The sequence below is a fragment of the Ruegeria sp. E1 genome, assembly GCF_056534225.1.
Genome location: NZ_JBQFPE010000001.1, coordinates 21,656 through 39,007 on the forward strand (window position 1 = coordinate 21,656; position 17,352 = coordinate 39,007).

16 protein-coding genes are annotated in these 17,352 nt (G+C 61.6%); 1 reads left to right on the forward strand and 15 read right to left on the reverse strand.

Annotated features, from left to right (window positions below):
- Nucleotides 1-32: 32 nt before the first annotated feature.
- The 10 genes from ACR0FG_RS00100 to cbiE form a co-directional block, all read right to left on the reverse strand.
- Nucleotides 33-1,403 (reverse strand): tetratricopeptide repeat protein, encoded by a 1,371-nt coding sequence (locus ACR0FG_RS00100; protein ID WP_480888947.1) that lies wholly within the window; start codon nucleotides 1,401-1,403, stop codon nucleotides 33-35.
- Nucleotides 1,404-1,583: 180 nt separating this feature from the next.
- The gene (locus tag ACR0FG_RS00105) at nucleotides 1,584-2,768 is read right to left on the reverse strand and encodes a CaiB/BaiF CoA transferase family protein (protein ID WP_480888949.1); all 1,185 of its coding nucleotides are present in this window, start codon (nucleotides 2,766-2,768) and stop codon (nucleotides 1,584-1,586) included.
- On the reverse strand, nucleotides 2,755-4,374 hold the full coding sequence (locus ACR0FG_RS00110; RefSeq protein WP_480888951.1) for a thiamine pyrophosphate-binding protein: 1,620 nt from the start codon (nucleotides 4,372-4,374) through the stop codon (nucleotides 2,755-2,757). Before ACR0FG_RS00110 ends, ACR0FG_RS00105 begins: the two co-directional genes overlap by 14 nt.
- Nucleotides 4,375-4,453: 79 nt before the next feature.
- Nucleotides 4,454-4,918 carry a DUF302 domain-containing protein gene (locus tag ACR0FG_RS00115; RefSeq protein WP_170713553.1) on the reverse strand — a complete coding sequence of 155 codons (465 nt, stop codon included), beginning with the start codon at nucleotides 4,916-4,918 and terminating at the stop codon, nucleotides 4,454-4,456.
- Between the two features lie 58 nt (nucleotides 4,919-4,976).
- Nucleotides 4,977-5,729, reverse strand: coding sequence for a precorrin-6A synthase (deacetylating) (gene cobF / locus ACR0FG_RS00120; protein WP_480888952.1), 753 nt, complete (start codon nucleotides 5,727-5,729; stop codon nucleotides 4,977-4,979).
- Nucleotides 5,722-6,450 carry a uroporphyrinogen-III C-methyltransferase gene (cobA, locus tag ACR0FG_RS00125; protein ID WP_480888954.1) on the reverse strand — a complete coding sequence of 243 codons (729 nt, stop codon included), beginning with the start codon at nucleotides 6,448-6,450 and terminating at the stop codon, nucleotides 5,722-5,724. The genes cobF and cobA overlap by 8 nt, the downstream gene beginning before the upstream one ends.
- On the reverse strand, nucleotides 6,447-7,769 hold the full coding sequence (locus tag ACR0FG_RS00130; RefSeq protein ID WP_480888956.1) for a cobyrinic acid a,c-diamide synthase CobB: 1,323 nt from the start codon (nucleotides 7,767-7,769) through the stop codon (nucleotides 6,447-6,449). The genes cobA and ACR0FG_RS00130 overlap by 4 nt, the downstream gene beginning before the upstream one ends.
- Nucleotides 7,756-8,550 (reverse strand): precorrin-4 C(11)-methyltransferase, encoded by a 795-nt coding sequence (cobM, locus tag ACR0FG_RS00135; protein ID WP_480888958.1) that lies wholly within the window; start codon nucleotides 8,548-8,550, stop codon nucleotides 7,756-7,758. The genes ACR0FG_RS00130 and cobM overlap by 14 nt, the downstream gene beginning before the upstream one ends.
- Complete coding sequence (locus tag ACR0FG_RS00140) at nucleotides 8,547-8,915, reverse strand: cobalamin biosynthesis protein (RefSeq protein WP_480888960.1); 369 nt, start codon at nucleotides 8,913-8,915, stop codon at nucleotides 8,547-8,549. Before ACR0FG_RS00140 ends, cobM begins: the two co-directional genes overlap by 4 nt.
- Nucleotides 8,912-10,111 carry a precorrin-6y C5,15-methyltransferase (decarboxylating) subunit CbiE gene (cbiE, locus tag ACR0FG_RS00145; protein ID WP_480888961.1) on the reverse strand — a complete coding sequence of 400 codons (1,200 nt, stop codon included), beginning with the start codon at nucleotides 10,109-10,111 and terminating at the stop codon, nucleotides 8,912-8,914. Before cbiE ends, ACR0FG_RS00140 begins: the two co-directional genes overlap by 4 nt.
- Here cbiE and ACR0FG_RS00150 point away from each other — a divergent pair.
- Nucleotides 10,110-10,859 carry a cobalt-precorrin-6A reductase gene (locus ACR0FG_RS00150; RefSeq protein ID WP_480888962.1) on the forward strand — a complete coding sequence of 250 codons (750 nt, stop codon included), beginning with the start codon at nucleotides 10,110-10,112 and terminating at the stop codon, nucleotides 10,857-10,859. The two genes, cbiE and ACR0FG_RS00150, sit on opposite strands and share 2 nt — an antisense overlap.
- Here ACR0FG_RS00150 and cobJ read toward each other — a convergent pair.
- Genes cobJ through cobN form a run of 5 tightly spaced genes read right to left on the reverse strand, consistent with a single transcriptional unit; the run spans nucleotide 10,832 to nucleotide 17,352 of the window.
- Entirely contained in the window at nucleotides 10,832-11,584 is a 753-nt protein-coding gene (gene cobJ, locus ACR0FG_RS00155) for a precorrin-3B C(17)-methyltransferase (protein ID WP_480888964.1), read from the reverse strand. The genes ACR0FG_RS00150 and cobJ overlap by 28 nt on opposite strands.
- On the reverse strand, nucleotides 11,581-12,309 hold the full coding sequence (locus ACR0FG_RS00160; protein ID WP_480888966.1) for a precorrin-2 C(20)-methyltransferase: 729 nt from the start codon (nucleotides 12,307-12,309) through the stop codon (nucleotides 11,581-11,583). Before ACR0FG_RS00160 ends, cobJ begins: the two co-directional genes overlap by 4 nt.
- Nucleotides 12,306-12,935, reverse strand: coding sequence for a precorrin-8X methylmutase (locus ACR0FG_RS00165; protein ID WP_480888967.1), 630 nt, complete (start codon nucleotides 12,933-12,935; stop codon nucleotides 12,306-12,308). The genes ACR0FG_RS00160 and ACR0FG_RS00165 overlap by 4 nt, the downstream gene beginning before the upstream one ends.
- Nucleotides 12,935-14,062 (reverse strand): precorrin-3B synthase, encoded by a 1,128-nt coding sequence (cobG, locus tag ACR0FG_RS00170; RefSeq protein WP_480888969.1) that lies wholly within the window; start codon nucleotides 14,060-14,062, stop codon nucleotides 12,935-12,937. Before cobG ends, ACR0FG_RS00165 begins: the two co-directional genes overlap by 1 nt.
- On the reverse strand, nucleotides 14,059-17,352 hold the full coding sequence (cobN, locus tag ACR0FG_RS00175) for a cobaltochelatase subunit CobN (protein WP_480888970.1): 3,294 nt from the start codon (nucleotides 17,350-17,352) through the stop codon (nucleotides 14,059-14,061). The genes cobG and cobN overlap by 4 nt, the downstream gene beginning before the upstream one ends.

A 17,352-nucleotide genomic window follows, 5' to 3' on the forward strand; every position in this document is an offset into this window, starting at 1 on the left:
GCGTATTCTGTCCTTCTTGGTCTTTTTTGTTGTTATTCGGCTGGAACGCTTTGCGCGTCATCGCTGTCACGCGCCGCATCGATCAGGGCGCGGCGTGCAAGTGCATAGTTATCCTCGCCACCGGCACGTTTGGCGCGGCGGTCGTCCAGTATGCGTTCGACTGCATCCAGACGCCCGGCGCGCAGGCCGGAATCGATTGTGATGCGCTCGAATACATCACGTTGCGCGTGGCTGCCACCAGCCAGCTGCATACCATCCCGTGCGGTCGACAAAAAGTCGAAGGCCGCACCGTAAAGACCGTCACCAAAGGCTTCCAATCCTTTGGCCGCTGCGATGCCGGGATCGGACATTCGGATCGGAGTATCCCCTTGATTACGCTGTGCGTCTTTTTGGATACGCTGCAGCATCTTGCCGGTCGCATCGGAACGGTTGTCGCCGGTCAAAGCGAGAAGATAGTGAAGATCAGCAAAAATCAGGCAGCCATCTTCGGTTCGGTTCGCGCTAAGGTCTGCCAGCTCTTCCCAACGATTTCCGACATTTACGCCTTCAAGCTCAAGCCGGGACAGCAGCGACGTGGCGTTTGAAATATCGCGGTAGTCGTCGGTCTTGTCTTTGCGGATGTGTTCGTCATACAGCTCGATCACTTGTTCGACCTGACCCAGATCAAGGTGCATCAGCGCCTTGTGCCACCAGACGTGATAGCGGAAGTTGTTGCAATGGGACCAGGCAGCCTCGCGCCCGGCAAGCCAGTCCAGCCCCAGCTGGGCGTTGCCGGTCATTTCGTGGACATGAGCGACAGCGTGCAAACCCCAGGCATCATCCGACACCATCCACAACGCCTGCCGACCGGCAATCTCGGCCTTTTCATAGGCGCCGGTTTCCTCAAGCGCAAAGGAGTGGCAGCCCAGCAAATAGCCGCGACCGGGGTGGTCGGGGGCATATGCAGGCATGACACGCTCGATCGAGCGGCGCATTCCTTCGGCATCCCCCAGAACGAAACGCGTGGCGTGGCTGAGCTTCATGGCTAGAGAATCTTCGGGGTGCGCGCGTAGAACCTCTTCGAACTTCTGCACGGCCTGCGATGGCAGGTCAGCCAGATACAGTTCAAGCGCTTCGATATAAAGCTTCTCGCGGTCAGACACAGGCTGGCGGCCCATTGCCGCCTTGGCGTCTGCCAGAGCCTCATGTGCAACCGCGACCATTTCACGGCGCCCAAGCAAAATGACGAAAAGACCCTTGATCGCGTGACCCAACGCAAAGTCAGGCTCAAGCTCGAGCACCTTGCCAAGATGCTGAGGGGTGACTGCCGCGTGCGCCATGAACCCAAGCAGAACACCATTCCACGCGTCGACACTGGCCGACTGGGTCAGGGTGTTCATCTGTCCAAAAACGTCTTGTTTCATACTTGGGTCCAATCTGATTGCGATATTTGACACTGTTCGATTTATCAGAGTGTGCAGCCGCGTCGTAACAGTATCGACCCTGCTCTCGAATTGGTGAAAGGCCGTGTGCGCAAAAATTGAAAAAAACCGCCGATTCAACAGGATGTTTCAGCAAGTTGCCGCCTAAATAGGCAAAGTGTTTCAGTCTTCAAAGGGGGTTTCAGAATTCAATACCGCCTCGGTATCCGCACCACAGACGGGCGGAGCACTGCGATATGTGACCGGCGTACGCGACAGGTTCAGAGGATTTCCGATCAATTGCACCGGGCCGGGTGCGGCCTGCATCGAAATCTGCATTTGCCGCGCGGCCACTTGATCGGTTGCAAAAACCTGATCCAGAGTTTGCACCGGACCCACAGGGACTTTCAAAGCTTCTAGGCCCGAGATCACCTGTTCAGTGCGGTGTGATTTGACAGCTGGCCGCAATACGGCGTTCAAGGCATCGCGATGCTCGAGCCGGCTGGGATTGGTCGAAAAGCGTTCGTCATCCGCCAAGTGTGGCATGTCAATAAAATCGCATAGCCGTTTGAATTGGCTGTCATTTCCAACAGCCAGAATCACATGACCATCAGCGGTTTCATAGACATCGTAAGGCACGATGTTGGGATGACCGTTGCCGCGCCGCTGAGGTACATCGCCCGAGGTCAGATAGTTCACGCCCTCGTTCACCAGCCATGCCACCTGTGCGTCCACCAGCGCCAGATCAATCTGCTGGCCCTCACCGGTCAGGTCTCGGTGACGCAGGGCGGCCAGAATTCCGACACTGGCATACATGCCGCACATCACATCCGCGATACCGACGCCGACTTTCATGGGCGCGCCATCCGGTTCTCCGGTTAGGGACATGACACCGCCATAGGCTTGCGCCATCAGGTCATAGCCCGGTTTCGACGCATTCGGGCCAGTTTGGCCATATCCCGAGATCGAGCAGTAGACGAGATCCGGAAACTCTTGTGACAAAGTTGCGTAATCCAGACCGTACTTTGCCAGACCGCCGGGTTTGAAGTTCTCGATCAGGATATCGGCCTGCGCGGCCAAGCGCCGGATTTCCGCCTGACCTTCGGCGGAAGTGATATCAAGCGCCACCGACTTTTTGTTACGGTTGGACGCCATGAAGTAAGCGCTCAGGTCCGAGCGGTTTCCATCCGCATCCTCGACATAGGGCGGACCCCATTGCCGTGTATCATCCCCGCCGGTCGCGGGATTTTCGATCTTGATGACGCTTGCCCCCAGATCGCCAAGCAACTGGGTACAGGTTGGTCCGGCCAGAATGCGCGACAGGTCCAGTACCTTGACGCCCTTCAGCGGTCCTTCAGACGCGGCCATCATATCCCCCACGCTCGATTTCTGCGGCGATGACGGTGAAGCGGTCGGCCTTCATCGCCTCGTTCAATGCTGTCCGCAGTTCTGCGCGGTTGCGTACGGTATGTCCATAGCCGCCAAAGGCGCGGCCCATCGCGGCAAAGTCGTGACGGTCAAAATCAACACCCCGATTGCCCATTTGCCGCTGCCGCTGTTTCAGTTCGATCAGGGCCAGCGAGGCATCGACGAAGACCAGAAAGATGGGGTTGCCACCCATTTCGGCGGCGGTCGAAAGCTCTCCGGCAACCATCAGGAAGCCGGCATCGCCTGAAAAACTGATGACGGGGCGGTTGGGTTCGGCCAGTTTGAGGCCGATCGCCATGGGAACTGCACAACCCATGGTACACAGCGCCGATGACTGGATCAGGCCACGCTCCTCAAAGCAGGGCCACATCTGGCTCAGCAGAATGCGGTGCGCGCCGCTGTCTGCTGTGGCCAGTGTCTCGGACGGAAGGACGGCGCGGCTTTCTGAAATGACTGCGGCTGGTCCCCAGTCTTCATCCGTTGGAAACGCCTGTGCCAGCGCCGCCTTTACTGCTTCGGGCTCACCACCTTTCCAGGTTTCGCGCGCCGGGTTGCCCTTGGCGATAGCCTCAAGCGTGGCCGCTGTATCCGCGACAAGATTCAAGCCAGCCTGATGCATGTAGTGATCATTGACGACAGCCGAAATATCGATGACCCGCTTTTCCTCGGGGTCCCAGATCTCGCGCCAGCCGGGGCGCATTTCGATCGGATCATAGCCCAGACACAGGACCAGATCGGCCTGGTTTACCAAGGGCACCAGATGTTTGTCGGCCAGCGGCGACAAACCAGCACCACCAAGGCACAGAGGATGATCCTCGGGCACCACGCCCTTGGCTTTGTAGGTGGTGGCAAAGGGAATGCCGAAATGTTCCAGAAACGCCCGCACCAAACAGCGCGAATCGTCATACATCACGTCCAGCCCGATGATGGCCAATGGGCGCTCTGCTTGGGCCACCCAGCGACGGGCTTTCTCAAGACACTCGCCTTCGGGTGCAACCGGGGCGACTTTGGCAAGACGGCGGCGTTTCACATCCGGCACGCGCGTGTCGGCAACCGAGATCGGGACGTCAATGTGAACCGGACCGGGACGGGGTTGATTGGCAAGGGAAACGGCCTTGTCGGCAATGATGTCCGCGCCCTGCGCCGTCAGCAAAAACGTGCCTTTGGTGATCGATTGATAGACCTGACTATGGTCCATCACCTGATGGGTATAGGTCAGCGCCTCATCCGCGTCGACGCAACCCGTCAGCACAATCATGGGCACGCGATCCTGTAGCGCATTGGCAACCACATTGATGCCGTTCATCGCGCCGGGGCCCAGTGTTGCGACCAGAATCGCAGGCGCACCGTCGCGATGGTGGACCGCCTCGGCCATAAAGCCGGCGGCGTTTTCGTGCTTGGTCAGATGAAACGTGATGCCGGCCTGCTCCAGCGCATCCACCAGTGTCAGAACCTCGCCTCCGGGCATTCCGAATGCGTGTCGGCATCCAGCTTCATACAGCCGTTGGGCCAGAAGATCAGCAGCGCGGGGCGCAAGGTCCTGCATCAGTCATGCTCCGATTTGTTCAGTCCGAAGCAGATTGCGGAGCAGAGCCCCGGGCGCAAGACAGATCACGTCAGTGTGACTATTTGACAGCGCTTTCGGCGATACTCAGGAACTTTGCGTCCAACTCTTGTGCAATGTCAGTCAGGGGTTCGCCGCCTTCATAGACATAAGGGGCAAAGACAAAGCTGGGCGTTTTGTAGGATAGAGTTGCCGTGCCATCGGCATTCTCGGTCACGTAAAACCGGATCGGTGCCTCGATCATCGCGGCAGTCGATGTTTCAAGTACCCGCACCGCGTAGTCATTGTTGAAGGCGCCAATCACCCGGTTGCCGGGTATCGTGATGCCTCGCGACGCTGCGGCCTTGGTCGGCCCGGCCTGCGTTACGACGATCAAACCGTTTTCCTTGATGGCTGCGATCGTGTCCGAGACCATGTCGTCATAAGATTTGTCCGTCGTAAAAACCGCCCACCCCGAAAGAGGTTCCAGATCATCTGCCCAAGCCGGAAACGCCAGCATAACAAGCACAGCTAGTATCTGTTTCATTCAGCGATCTCCGAGACTTTTCCTGCCTCTTGATGCCAGAAACCGCGCCTGCGCGCACTCACATTCTCGTGGGCGCACGTTTGGCCAGCAGGTAGATATCCATGATCCAGCCATGCGCAGCGCGGTGGCGCGCGCGGGTGGCCAGTATCTGATCGGCAACCTCTGAGAGGTGACCGTGGATCAGAACCTCTTCCCTCATCCCCACATAAGCGCCCCACCAGATGTCGTAGTCGCTCATGTCGAGGCTTTGAAATGAGCACTCTCCGTCCAGCATCACCGCAACCGTGTTTGCCGCAATGGGCCAGCCTTCGTCGCGAATGCGTCTGCCGGTTGTCACCACAAAAGGCGCGCCAATGTCGTTGATCGGAATCGCATGAGCTGCCGTCAGGGCCTGCAGTGCGGTGATACCCGGAATCACCCGCGTCTTGGGGGCAGGGCACAGACGTGCCGCGATGCGCAAGGCACTGTCATAAAGCGACGGATCGCCCCAGATCAACAGCGCAACTTTCTGGACATTGGGATGTTCAGCAATCGCCGCCTGCCAGCGTTCGGCGATGGCATCATGCCATTCATCGACCCCGCGCAGGTATCCATCGTCCGCGCGCCGTTTCGGAATGTCGAAATAGGCCACTTGTGGCGCAATATCAGTCACATTCGAGACGATCTGTTCTCGCAAGCCCGCCAGATCGGCCTTGTTCTCGCCCTTGCGCGGAATCAGGATCAGGTCCGCATCGCGAATTGCCTGCGCGCCCTGAAATGTCACGTGGTCCGGGTTGCCGGTGCCGATGCCGATCAGGGTCAGCTCAAACATCTTCAAACTCCGCCAGCGGCCCGTACAGGATCAGGGCAGGGGCCTTGCCGATCTCGGATGCAAGCCTGTCAGACAATTCGCCAACCGTCGCGCGAAGCAGCGACTGTTCAGGGGTCGAGACGGATTCCGCCATCAAAGCTGGGGTGTCCAACGGCAGGCCATGTTCGTGCAATGCACTGACCAGCAAGGGGAAGGTGCGTTTTCCCATAAAGACAACTGTGGTTGCAAACGGGTCTGCCAGCGCGGGCAGGTTCAAATCCTCGGGCAATTTGCCACTGACATCGTGTCCGGTTACAAACTGAACCCTGCGCGCCGTCAGCCTACGCGTCAGCGGAATACCCGCCGCAGCTGCCGCAGCCACGGCCGAAGGGATGCCGGGAATGATCTCATAGTCGATACCAGCGGCCCGCAGGGCAACAAGCTCTTCCTCCAGCCGTCCGAACATACCGCCATCACCGGATTTCAGGCGAACAACCTTTTGTCCGGTCTGGGCATATTCCACAAGCAACCTGCTGACATGATCCTGTTTGGGGGACGGTCGTCCGGCGCGTTTGCCAACCCCAACCAGATCAGCATCTTCGCGCGCATGTGTCAGAATTGGCCCGCTGCTCAGGTCGTCGAACAGCACCGCATCGGCCTTTTGCAATCGGTCTACGGCCTTCAGGGTCAGCAACTCGGGATCACCGGGGCCTGATCCGATGAACGAAACAAAACCGCTCATGCCGACGCCTCGGCGATCAGGTGGAAAAACGTGCCAGTAACGTTTCCGCGCACCGATCCGGTCTGCGGACCTTCTGCGCCTTCCGCATCAAACACGCGCGCCAATGGCGCATCAGGCTGCTCAATGATCGAAGAATAGTGGAACTCGTGCCCGCGCAAGGACGCTCCAACACGGAAACCGGGCATTGGTTCCAGCAGTTCCGCCCGGCGATACCCCAGATTGAACTTGCGCTTTTCATAAGAAGTGACCAGACCCAGAAGCCCGGCCATGCGATGCCTTTCGCCGTCCTTGTCGATCAAGCCCTCGCCCAACGCCATGTATCCCCCGCATTCGCCATGAACCGGTTTGCTCTCTGCATGGGCGCGCAGCCCGCTCAGAAAGGTTTCAGCCGAAGCCAGCTTTCCCGCATGCAATTCGGGATATCCCCCCGGCAACCAGACCAGATCGGCATCCGGGTCGGGGGCTTCGTTGGCCAGAGGTGAGAACGGTAGGATCTCTGCCCCTGCCGTGCGCCAGCTCTCCAGCAGGTGCGGGTATGTAAACGAAAATGCAGCGTCCCGGGCCAGCGCAATCCGCTGGGCCGGCGGACGCGGCAGCGCGGCTGACGATGGCCCCACAGGGCCTGAGGAGGCCGCCCTCTTGATGGCCTCAAGATCAACATGCTCGCGCAGAAACGCGGCATATCCGGCGATGGCTGTTTCAAGATCAGGGTGTTCGACAGCCTGTATCAAACCAAGATGGCGTTCCGGCAAGGTCAGGTCTCCGCGCCGGGGCAGAACGCCCAATACCGAAAGACCCGCGCGCTCCATGCCCAGACGCGTCAAACGCTCGTGGCGTGGACTGGCGCAGCGGTTCAGGATCACACCGGCAAAGGGCAGGTCCGGGTTGTACATCCTGAACCCAAGCGCGGTGGCCGCCGCCGATTGCGCCTGACCACCGACATCCAGCACCAGAACAACGGGCCACCCCATCCGCAGCGCTGTTTCGGCGCTTGTCCCATGGCCCAGCTCTCCGGGTTTGGCAACGCCATCGAACAGACCCATCGAACCTTCGGCAACCACGATATCGGCACCGGTTGCTTGGGTGGAAATCGCGCCCAGCAGGGGTTCTCCCATCGCCCAACTGTCCAGATTGAACGATGCACGACCTGCGGCGGCGCGGTGAAAGGCGGGGTCGATATAGTCCGGCCCGCTTTTGAACGGCTGCACGGTCATACCGTCCTCGGCCAGCGCCCTTAACAGGCCCAGCATAACGGTAGTTTTACCTGTGCCCGATGAGGGCGCGGAAATCAGAAGGCCCGGAGGATTAGTCATCACCATGGCTCCAGCTTGACCATGGGCTATCTGCACTTTGCGGGCGATAGCGGCGGTCGTAGGTTTTGGAATACAGGCAGCTTTCGTCGAATCCTTCGCCCGCCAGCGCAGGCCCGACCATGATCAGCGCAGTGCGCGAGATGCTTTCATCCAGCGCGTCTTTCAAGCTGGCAAGGGTTGCGCGGATTATTCGTTCGTCCGGCCAGCTGGCGCGATAGACAACGGCCACCGGACAGTCTGCGCCATAGGCCGGTTTAAGATCCGCAATCACCTTGTCCAGATTTCCGATGGAAAGATGGATGGCCAAAGTCGCACCCGTGCGGGCAAAATTCGCAAGCGTTTCACCTTCGGGCATCGACGAGGCTCGCCCCGGTGTACGGGTCAACACAACCGATTGCGCCAGACCGGGAAGGGTCAGCTCAGTCCCCAGCGCCGCAGCCGCAGCCGCAAAGGACGGAACGCCCGGGGTCACGCTGACAGGAATGCCCATGTCTTTCAGCCGTCTGACCTGTTCGCCCATCGCTGACCAGACCGACAGATCACCCGAGTGCAGCCGCGCCACATCCTGCCCCGCATCGTGGGCGGATTGGATCTCGGCCATGATCTGATCCAGATCCATCGGCGCGGTGTTCACGATCTTTGCATCGTCAGGGCAATGGCCAAGGATTTCTTCCGGAACCAGCGAACCTGCATACAGGCACACCGGGCAGGATGCGATAATATCGCGCCCGCGTAGGGTCAGCAGATCGGCGGCACCCGGTCCGGCACCAATGAAATGAACGGTCATGTCTGTCCTCCGATGGCGACGGCACATGTTGCAAGCCGGTCGCCCGAGATATGTCTGGGTGAGAGAAGCCGCGCGCCGGTTCCGGCGGCGGCAAGGGCCGAGGCTTCGGCCACGCTGCCGGTGCCATAGGTGGACCGGCTGCGAGTCGAGCAGGTGAGGGTTGGAAGCCCGACCAGATCGTCTGACGATACGAATATCAGCGGCAGACCAGTCGACGCTGCGAACTTGGCCAAGCCCGCATGTCCTTCTTTGCCAGCGACCGTCGCCAGCGCCTGGACAGAGTGCCCGGCAGTGGCCTGATCAAACACGGCCTGCAAAGTTTCGGCGGTTGCGGCCGAGGAAAAACCGATGCCAGCGACAATCATAGCGTCACGCTCCATTGCACGACTGGATAGGCAGATTTCCATCCCCGGCGCGGTCCAAGGGCCGCCGAATGAGCCAGTTCAATACGCAGAAGGTCTCCGCCCAATTTCTCTTGCCATTGTGCCAACAGGGCTTCGCTTTCCAACGTCACCGCGTTCGCGACCAGTCGCGTGCCGGGTGAAAGGTTGTCGTGCAGCCAGTCCAAGAGTTCTGCGCTCAAGCCGCCGCCGACAAAGACGACGTCCGGCATGGATAGTCCGGGCAGGGATGCCGGGGCAGTTCCGTGAACAACCTTCAGCCGATCTTGCCCCAGCGTGTCTGCGTTGCGTCGAATGCGTTCGGCCCGGTCCGCGCGAGGCTCGATCGTGGTTGCGGTCAGCGTGGGGTCGCACATCAGCCATTCGATGCTGATCGATCCCGTCCCGCCACCGATGTCCCAAAGATGTTCACCACGTTGCGGCGCAAGCGCGGACAGGGTCAGTGCGCGAATGGGCCGCTTGGTGATCTGACCATCGGTTTCGAAAATCTCGTCCGGTTTGCCAGTGGCTTTGGGAAAGGATTTGCCCGCGCCTTTGACCTCGAGCCCCACACAGACCGGATGCTCGAACGACCCAAGCAAGGCTTCTGTCAGCGAAACGCTTTGCGCGCGTTCGCGTGGTCCGCCGAGGGCTTCCATGACGTGCAAGGTGGATTCGGCAAAGCCGGTTTCGGTCAGATAGGTCGCAAGTTCAGCAACGGCTGGACCGTCACGCAGCAACAGGATGGCGCGCAGTCCAGATGACAGGTGCGGCCGCAGCCGGGTCAGGGGGGCGGCGTGAAGACCAAAGGTCAAAGTGCTTTCCAGCGGCCAGCCAAGCCGGGCTGCGGCCAGCGAAAACGTGGACTGTCCGGGCCGTGCCACCCATTCAGAAGGATCGAAATTACGTGCAATGACCGATCCTGCGCCAAACCAGAACGGGTCGCCCGAGGCCAGAACAACCGTGCGTTGCCCACGCAGGCTGGTCAGGATCGGCAGACCATCTGCAAAGGGCACTGGCCATTCGATCCGCTGCGCATCTGTTTCCGGTACCAGCGACAGATGGCGCGGAGGCCCCATGATGACTTCGGCCCGATCCAGCACTTGACGGCTTGCAGACGACAGGCCATCCAGTCCATCTTCGCCCAAACCCAGAACGGTCAGCCACGGAGCGTCAAGCATGTCCAACCTCCTGATCCTTGGTGGCACCACCGAAGCCAACGCATTGGCCAAAGCTGTAGCCGAGCAAGGGCTGACCGCCATCTATTCCTATGCGGGACGAGTGGATAACCCGCGCCCGCAGCCTCTGCCGGTGCGGGTTGGCGGCTTTGGTGGCGCTCATGGGTTGGCGGCTTACATTCGCGAAAACGGCATCAGCCACGTGATCGACGCGACCCATCCCTTTGCCGCGCAGATGAGCCGCAACGCGGTTGACGCCTGCCGTAAGACACAAACGCCACTGGCCGCTCTGATCCGACCAGAGTGGCGCGCGCAACCGGGTGACGATTGGCGCCACGTCGCTGGCATGTCCGCCGCTGTGGAGGCTTTGAGCGGTGAGCCGCAGCGCGTGTTCCTTGCCGTTGGCCGGATGCATCTCGAGGACTTTGCCCCCCAGTCCCAACACCAATATTTGCTGCGTTTGGTGGACGAACCCGACGGCTTGCCCCTGCCGAATGCCGAAGTTGTTGTGGCCCGTGGGCCTTTCACCGAAGCAGACGACCGTGCGCTGATGCAGCGCCACAGGACGCAGCTGGTTGTGTCCAAGAACGCGGGCGGCAACGGTGCGCGCGCTAAACTGGACGCGGCGCGGGCGCTGGGTCTGCCGGTGCTGATGATCGACCGTCCGGCCCTGCCGCAGCGAACCGAACTGTCGAGTGTTGCACAGGTTCTGGACTGGCTCACTCATTCCGGGGTGAACCTCGGCGTGTAGACGATCGGTGTGCCGTCCCGCTCGATCACGCGGGTGCGGGATGATCCGACGATGACCACGGTTTGCATGTCGGCCATATCAGGTGTCGCTTCGGCCAGCGTCGAAATCCGTATCGCCTCATCCGGGCGTGACACGGCTCGGGCGAACAGGATCAGGCGCTCGGATTCACATTCTTGACGCAAGATTTCCAGCGTCTTTACAAAGCCTTCGGGGCGGGATTTCGAGCGCGGATTGTAGAGCGCCATCGAGAAATCCGCCTGCGCGGCCAGACGCAACCGCTTTTCGATCAAGGCCCACGGTTTCAGATTGTCGCTGAGGTTGATGGCGCAGAAATCATGCCCCATCGGGGCACCGGCCCGCGCAGACGCTGCCAGCATTGCAGTGATCCCCGGCAGCACATCGATCTGGATATCCCGCCACTCGGCGGGGCCGTTCTCCAGCGCCTCGAACACCGCGGCAGCCATCGCAAACACGCCCGGATCGCCCGAGGAAACGACAACCACCCGCTTGCCCTCAGCGGCCATCTGCAACGCGTGTTGAGACCGGTCGATCTCAACCCGGTTATCGCTGGCATGGAGGGTCAGGCCATCACGCTCGGCAACACGCGCGACGTAGGGGATATAGCCGACCACATCGGTCGCCTCGGCCAGCGCTGCGGTGACTTCGGGTGTCACAAGCGCCTCATCGCCGGGTCCAAGCCCTGCGATCTTGACCCAACCGCTCATGGCCGCCTTCCCTGACCGTGGACGAGGATGATCGAGAAATAGGGGGTGACCTTGTCACAGGCTTCGGACAGCTTCGTTACGGTCTGGTTCGGCATCTGGGCGTATTCCACGATCCACGCGCGGTCATACAGGCCAGCTGTTTTCAACGCCCGCTTCACCTTATCGATATTGCGCCCGATCTTCATTACCACCAGCGCGTCGGTCTGTGCCATTCGCTCGGCCAGAGTGTGCTCGGGCAGGGTGCCAACCAGCACGGTCAGCACGTCATCGCCCCAGGTAATGGGGTCGCCAGTGGCGGTCCATGCTCCTGACATGCCAGTGATTGCGGGCACGACCTCGACGTTAGTTTCGTCGCGTAAGCGGCTGTAAAGGTGCATGAAAGAGCCGTAGAAGAAGGGATCACCTTCACACAGAACCACAACATCCTCGCCTTGTTCGGCAAGGGCCTTCAGATGTGCGGCACAATCCCTGTAGAAGGCCGAAAGCAGTTCATTATAACGCGGATCGCTCACAGGGATTTCGGTAGTGACCGGGTATTCCATCGGAAACTCGACCGCGTCACCGGGGATCATGCCATTGACGATCTTGCGCGCCTGACCGCTGCGGCCCGGCTTTCGAAAGAACGCTACATGACGTGCGTTGCGCAGCAGGCGATCGGCGCGGACGCTCATCAGATCTGGATCGCCGGGTCCGAGGCCCACGCCGTATATCTTGCCCGCGTTCATTCCGCGCGGCTCGCGATGGCGTTGACGGCGGCGACGGTGATGGCACTGCCGCCCAGGCGGCCTTTGACGATACAAGACGGCACCGGCTGCGCCTCCCACAGCGCATCCTTGGATTCGACCGCACCGACGAAACCCACGGGGCAGCCGATGATGGCGGCAGGGCGTGGGCAGTCGGGGTCTTCCAGCATGTTCAGCAGGTGGAACAGCGCAGTGGGCGCGTTGCCGATGGCGACCAGAGCCCCCTCAAGGTGCGGACGCCACAGCTCCAGTGCGGCAGCCGAGCGGGTGTTGCTCATTTCGGTGGCCAAGGGGCGCACGCGTTCGTCGTGCAGAGTGCAGATCACTCCGTTGTCTGCGGGCAGACGGAACCGCGTCACGCCCTCGCTGACCATGCGCGCATCACACAGGATTGGTGCGCCTCCTTCCAGCGCAGTACGCGCGGCCTGCACAAATCCGGGCGAGAAACGCACGAACTCCTCCAGCCCGACCATCCCGGCGGCGTGGATCATGCGGACGGCGACCTGTTCCTCGTCCGCGTCAAAGCGGGCCAGATCGGCCTCGGACCGGATGGTGGCAAAGCTTTCCTTATAGATCGCCGCGCCATCGGTTTCGTAAGTGTAGGGCATCAGGAGAAGTCCATGGTCATAAGTGTTTCTTCGGTCAGGCCGGTCTGGCAGGGCTCATCCCCTGCGCGACCCCGTTTGACAAGATCAAATCGACCATCACGGCCGACCAGAGTAATATCGGCAGCCCCCATCCGGGCGCATCCCTTAGCGCAACCCGAGACATGCAGCGTACCGGTTACGCGCGCCGCCAGTTTGCGTGCGATGTCACGGGTAGCCACTTGCGCCTGGGGGCAAAACGGCGCGCCAGGGCAGGCGTCGGTGGTCATAAGCGGGTCGGTGCCATTCGTGGCGAACGCCGGGGCAGGTATCGCCGCCCCGCCTTCCAGCAGGATCAGCCGCCACGGAGTGACGCGCAGGGCAACGGCGCCGCTTTTCTCCATCAATCCAGCAAGGTCACGCGCAGGCAATTGCCCGAACGCCGCGCCATAGAGCGCACCTTGCGCGCAACCGCCAGGTTGAAGCGCGGCGCCAATTGGTCCGGGCGCGGTGCCCTGCCATTCGGGCGGTAGGCCTTGTGCGGCGACGGCCCGTGCCATGCGACGGTTTTCGGTCGTGTGGATGTCAGAGAACCATTTGGCCAACGCGATCAATTGATCGACGGCCTCAGCCTCTGACACGGTCCGGCCGGTCTTTGCCCCGTCGGCGCGCAGGATCAGGCCATCGGGGCCGAATTCCAGACGGATATCCGCCGAATCCGCCGCAAGCAGTCTCTCGGGGCCGGTGTCCACTGCAAACCCGAACTTGGCGGGAAGGGCGGGCAGTTCCGACAGGCGGTCGATAAGTTCCTGTGTCAGCCGCGCTGTGACGTCGCCTGCTTGGTAGAGTGGGGTGACAAGGATGTTGCGCCGCACCTCAATGCCGGGTTCGGCGTCCAAGAGGTTCAGCGCGGACAGCTCTGCCAGCAGCGGTTGATGATCGGCCTCGGCCACCCCGCGCAATTGCAGGTTGGCGCGGTTGGTGAGGTCGATCGTCCCGTTCCCAAACCGCTCGGCCAGTTCGCACAGCCCGATTGCCTGCGCTGCGTCCAGGCGCGCCAGCCGGGGGCGAACACGCACCACTAGCCCATCGCCCGACATCATCGGACGGTGCGCGCCGGGGCACCAGCCTTGCACGATGGGGGCGCTCATCCCAGCCCCTCCAGATCAGCGCGGATCGAGTTCCGGCGGGTGTCCCAAAGACCGGCCTCAAGCAAGGCGCGGAACCGGTCCTGCATGGCCTGATGCGCTTGCGGATTGGCTTCTTGCAGAAAGCTATCCACCTCGGCATCGCCCAGCGTGGCGTCGTGGTAGAGGTCGAACAGATGCGGTGCAACGGTGCCCGACAGATGCGCGAAAGACGCCATATGATCCAGCGTTGCCGCGATCTCGGCGGCCCCTCGGAAGCCATGCCGCTGCATCCCCGCGATCCAGCCGGGATTGGCGGCGCGGGCGTGGACCACGCGGCTGATCTCTTCGGGAAAGGTGCGCGCGCGCGGGTTGTCCGGGTTGGTATTGTCCAGATGATAAAGCTGCGCTTTGCCGCCGGTGATCTTCTTGGCGGCGGCGAACCCGGCCTCATGCGTGGCATAGTCATTGGCCAGCAGCAGGTCGGTCTCGGTCAGGTCTTGCAGGTGGACAAAGCTGTCGGCATTGGCGACGCGCTGGGTGATGCCGTCTTTGTCCTGCGCGATATGCTCGCCTTCCAGCGCAAAGGAACTGGCATTCAGCCAGGCCTCGCCGGCCTGCGCGCGGGCCTCATCGGTGTAGATTTCCGACAATTGCGTCATGTTCACGCCATAGCTGCCGGGGGCCGGGCCATAGACGCGGGTTGAGGGTTCCTGACCGGCATAGGGGTTCCAGTCGGAGGATTCATCCCGCGCCGACAGCGCGCGAATGGCTTGACCGAAAAGCGCCGAGAGGGTCGGGAAGACATCGCGGAACAGGCCCGAGACCCTCAGCGTGACGTCCAGACGCGGGCGGCTGAGGTCGGTGATCGGCAGCACTTCGATGCCTGAAACCCGCTCGGATCCTTTGTCCCAGACTGGTTTGACTCCTAGCAGGTGCAGCGCCATTGCAAACTCTTCCCCGGCGGTGCGCATGGTGGCCGAGCCCCAGAGGTCAACAATCAGACCCTTGGGATAGTCGCCTTCCTCCTGCAAATGCCGCCGCACCAGTTCCTCGGCCAGCTTCACACCTTGAGTATAAGCCGCGCGGGTCGGCACGGATCGCGGGTCGGTGGTGTAGAGGTTCCGCCCGGTCGGCAGCACATCTGAACGCCCACGATAGGGGGAGCCGGATGGACCAGCCTCGATCCGTTTCCCGGCCAGAGCGTCGATCAGACCCTGCCGTTCGGCATGGGCCGAGGGCGCGGGGTCGAAATTGCCGGTCACTTCGGGGACGCGGCCAAAGATATGCAGCCCGTCGCCGAATTGGCTTTCCTTGATGTCACAGACAAAGCGGTCGATGCGGGTGATCGCCTCGGCGGTGCAGGTGGCCTGATCAAGGCCAAGGTCGCTTTCCAGCCCGATGGCCTGTGCCTCGTTGCGGATGTCTTCTTGCAGCCGGTCGCGGCGCTTGGGGTCAAGGCCATCGGCGTTCGAGAATTCGTCCAGTAGGGATTCCAGACGCACCATCCGATCCGGCGTGCTGCTTTCCTTCAGGGCGGGCGGGATATGGCCCAGCGTGACGGCCCCGATCCGGCGCTTGGCCTGCGCGGCCTCGCCGGGGTCGTTTACAATGAAGGGGTAGATCACCGGCAGATCGCGGATCAGCACCTCGGGCCAGCAATCGGCGGACAGGGCGACCGACTTGCCCGGCAGCCATTCCAGAGTGCCATGTGCGCCGATATGGATCAGCGCATCCGCGCCAAGGGCTTTGCGCAACCACAGGTAAAACGCGACATAGCTGTGGCGCGGGGTCCGGCTGAGGTCATGATAGTCGTCATCGCGCAACTCGGGCGCGCCGCGTTCGGGTTGCAGCGCGACAAGGGCCTTGCCACGGCGCAGGGCGGCGAAGTGGAAGGCCCCATTTGCAACCGTCGGGTCATCTTTGGGTTCACCCCAGACAGTTTGCAGGTCGGTGCGCAACTGCTCGGGCAGGCCCGACAGCTCAGTCAGGTAGTCCGCCAGCGGCCATGCAATCCGGGAGTCCAAAAGTGTCTCAGAGATCGGTTCGGCGGGCGCTGTATCATATCCTTCGCCTTGCAGATCGGACAGCATCGCCTCGGCCGAGGCCAGCGCGTCCAGACCCACCGCATGGGCCATCTGCCAGTCTTTGCCGGGATAGGTAGACAGGACAAGCGCGGGCACCTGATCGGCTTTGGGCTTGTCGTGCAGGTTCAGCCAGCCAGAGACGCGGTCGATGATGGCCTCGATCCGTTCGGGCTCGGCCCGGTGGGCAAAGCGGGAATATTCCAGATGCGGGTCGCGTTTGCCCGGTTCCTTGAAGGATGCGATGCCTGCGCTAATTCGCCCGTCGACTTCGGGCAGAACCACATGCATGGCCAGATCGGCAGGCGACAGACCCCGTTCCGCCTCGGCCCATGCTTTGCGGCGCGAGGTGGCAAGGGCGACCTGGAACACCGGCACATTGGCTGCGTCCAGAGGCGAGGTGCCTGACGCGCCTTTGCCCGAGAAAGACGTGGCGTTGATGATGGCCGACGGGTTCAACGCCACGATGGTGTCGCGCAACCAATCGGCGGCGGCGGGTGCTTTGAGAGACGGCGCGAACAGGCCCATGGCTTCGAACCCGCGCGCGCGCAGGCTGCGGATCAGGGCTGCGACCGGAGCGGTGTCGGCTGAGGTCAGATAGGCACGGTAGAAGGTGACGAGGATGCGTTTGGCATCGCTTGAAAACGCCTCATCTACCGGGATCACCCCGCGATCCGGGCACCAAGCGCCACATTCGGGGATCGTTTTGGCCCCCATCACAGGTCCCGCATACAGTCCCGCCGCCAGCGCCATTTGCGCCAGGGCGGCCTGTGCCGCAACTTCTCCGCCCGTATCGCAGAGATGCGCCAAACGGCGCAGAGTCGAGACGGGCAGGGTGGAATAGTCATCCAACCGCGTATCTTCGCGCCCGTCGGCGGGCAGGACAGCAAGAGCGATCCCCTTGGCCTGTGCCAGTGTCAGAACCTGCTGCAAGCCGTAGGACCAGTAGGGTACCCCGCCGATCAGACGAATCAGGATGCCTTTGGCCCCTTCCAAGGTCTGTTCGACATAGGTGTCGACGGACAGAGGGTGTTTCAGCGCCGTTAGGTTGGCCAGCCGTAGGGTCGGCATCCGGCCCTCGGGCCCTCCGCCGCGATGCCAGCCTGCCGCGAAAGCTCCGAGGTCGCTGTCAGAGAATGACAGCACCACCAGATCCGCTGGGCTCTGGCCCAGATCGGTCGGGGTCTCGGTTTCCTCGAGCCCGTGGCTTTCGCGGAAGACGACGTGCAT

Bases quoted from the DNA above. Each gene is read 5' to 3' on its own strand.
- ACR0FG_RS00100 (WP_480888947.1), bottom strand. From the start codon at position 1,403: ATGAAACAAGACGTTTTTGGACAGATGAACACCCTGACCCAGTCGGCC.
- ACR0FG_RS00105 (WP_480888949.1), bottom strand. From the start codon at position 2,768: ATGGCCGCGTCTGAAGGACCGCTGAAGGGCGTCAAGGTACTGGACCTG.
- ACR0FG_RS00110 (WP_480888951.1), bottom strand. From the start codon at position 4,374: ATGCAGGACCTTGCGCCCCGCGCTGCTGATCTTCTGGCCCAACGGCTG.
- ACR0FG_RS00115 (WP_170713553.1), bottom strand. From the start codon at position 4,918: ATGAAACAGATACTAGCTGTGCTTGTTATGCTGGCGTTTCCGGCTTGG.
- cobF (WP_480888952.1), bottom strand. From the start codon at position 5,729: ATGTTTGAGCTGACCCTGATCGGCATCGGCACCGGCAACCCGGACCAC.
- cobA (WP_480888954.1), bottom strand. From the start codon at position 6,450: ATGAGCGGTTTTGTTTCGTTCATCGGATCAGGCCCCGGTGATCCCGAG.
- ACR0FG_RS00130 (WP_480888956.1), bottom strand. From the start codon at position 7,769: ATGGTGATGACTAATCCTCCGGGCCTTCTGATTTCCGCGCCCTCATCG.
- cobM (WP_480888958.1), bottom strand. From the start codon at position 8,550: ATGACCGTTCATTTCATTGGTGCCGGACCGGGTGCCGCCGATCTGCTG.
- ACR0FG_RS00140 (WP_480888960.1), bottom strand. From the start codon at position 8,915: ATGATTGTCGCTGGCATCGGTTTTTCCTCGGCCGCAACCGCCGAAACT.
- ACR0FG_RS00150 (WP_480888962.1), top strand. From the start codon at position 10,110: ATGTCCAACCTCCTGATCCTTGGTGGCACCACCGAAGCCAACGCATTG.
- cbiE (WP_480888961.1), bottom strand. From the start codon at position 10,111: ATGCTTGACGCTCCGTGGCTGACCGTTCTGGGTTTGGGCGAAGATGGA.
- cobJ (WP_480888964.1), bottom strand. From the start codon at position 11,584: ATGAGCGGTTGGGTCAAGATCGCAGGGCTTGGACCCGGCGATGAGGCG.
- ACR0FG_RS00160 (WP_480888966.1), bottom strand. From the start codon at position 12,309: ATGAACGCGGGCAAGATATACGGCGTGGGCCTCGGACCCGGCGATCCA.
- ACR0FG_RS00165 (WP_480888967.1), bottom strand. From the start codon at position 12,935: ATGCCCTACACTTACGAAACCGATGGCGCGGCGATCTATAAGGAAAGC.
- cobG (WP_480888969.1), bottom strand. From the start codon at position 14,062: ATGAGCGCCCCCATCGTGCAAGGCTGGTGCCCCGGCGCGCACCGTCCG.
- cobN (WP_480888970.1), bottom strand. From the start codon at position 17,352: ATGCACGTCGTCTTCCGCGAAAGCCACGGGCTCGAGGAAACCGAGACC.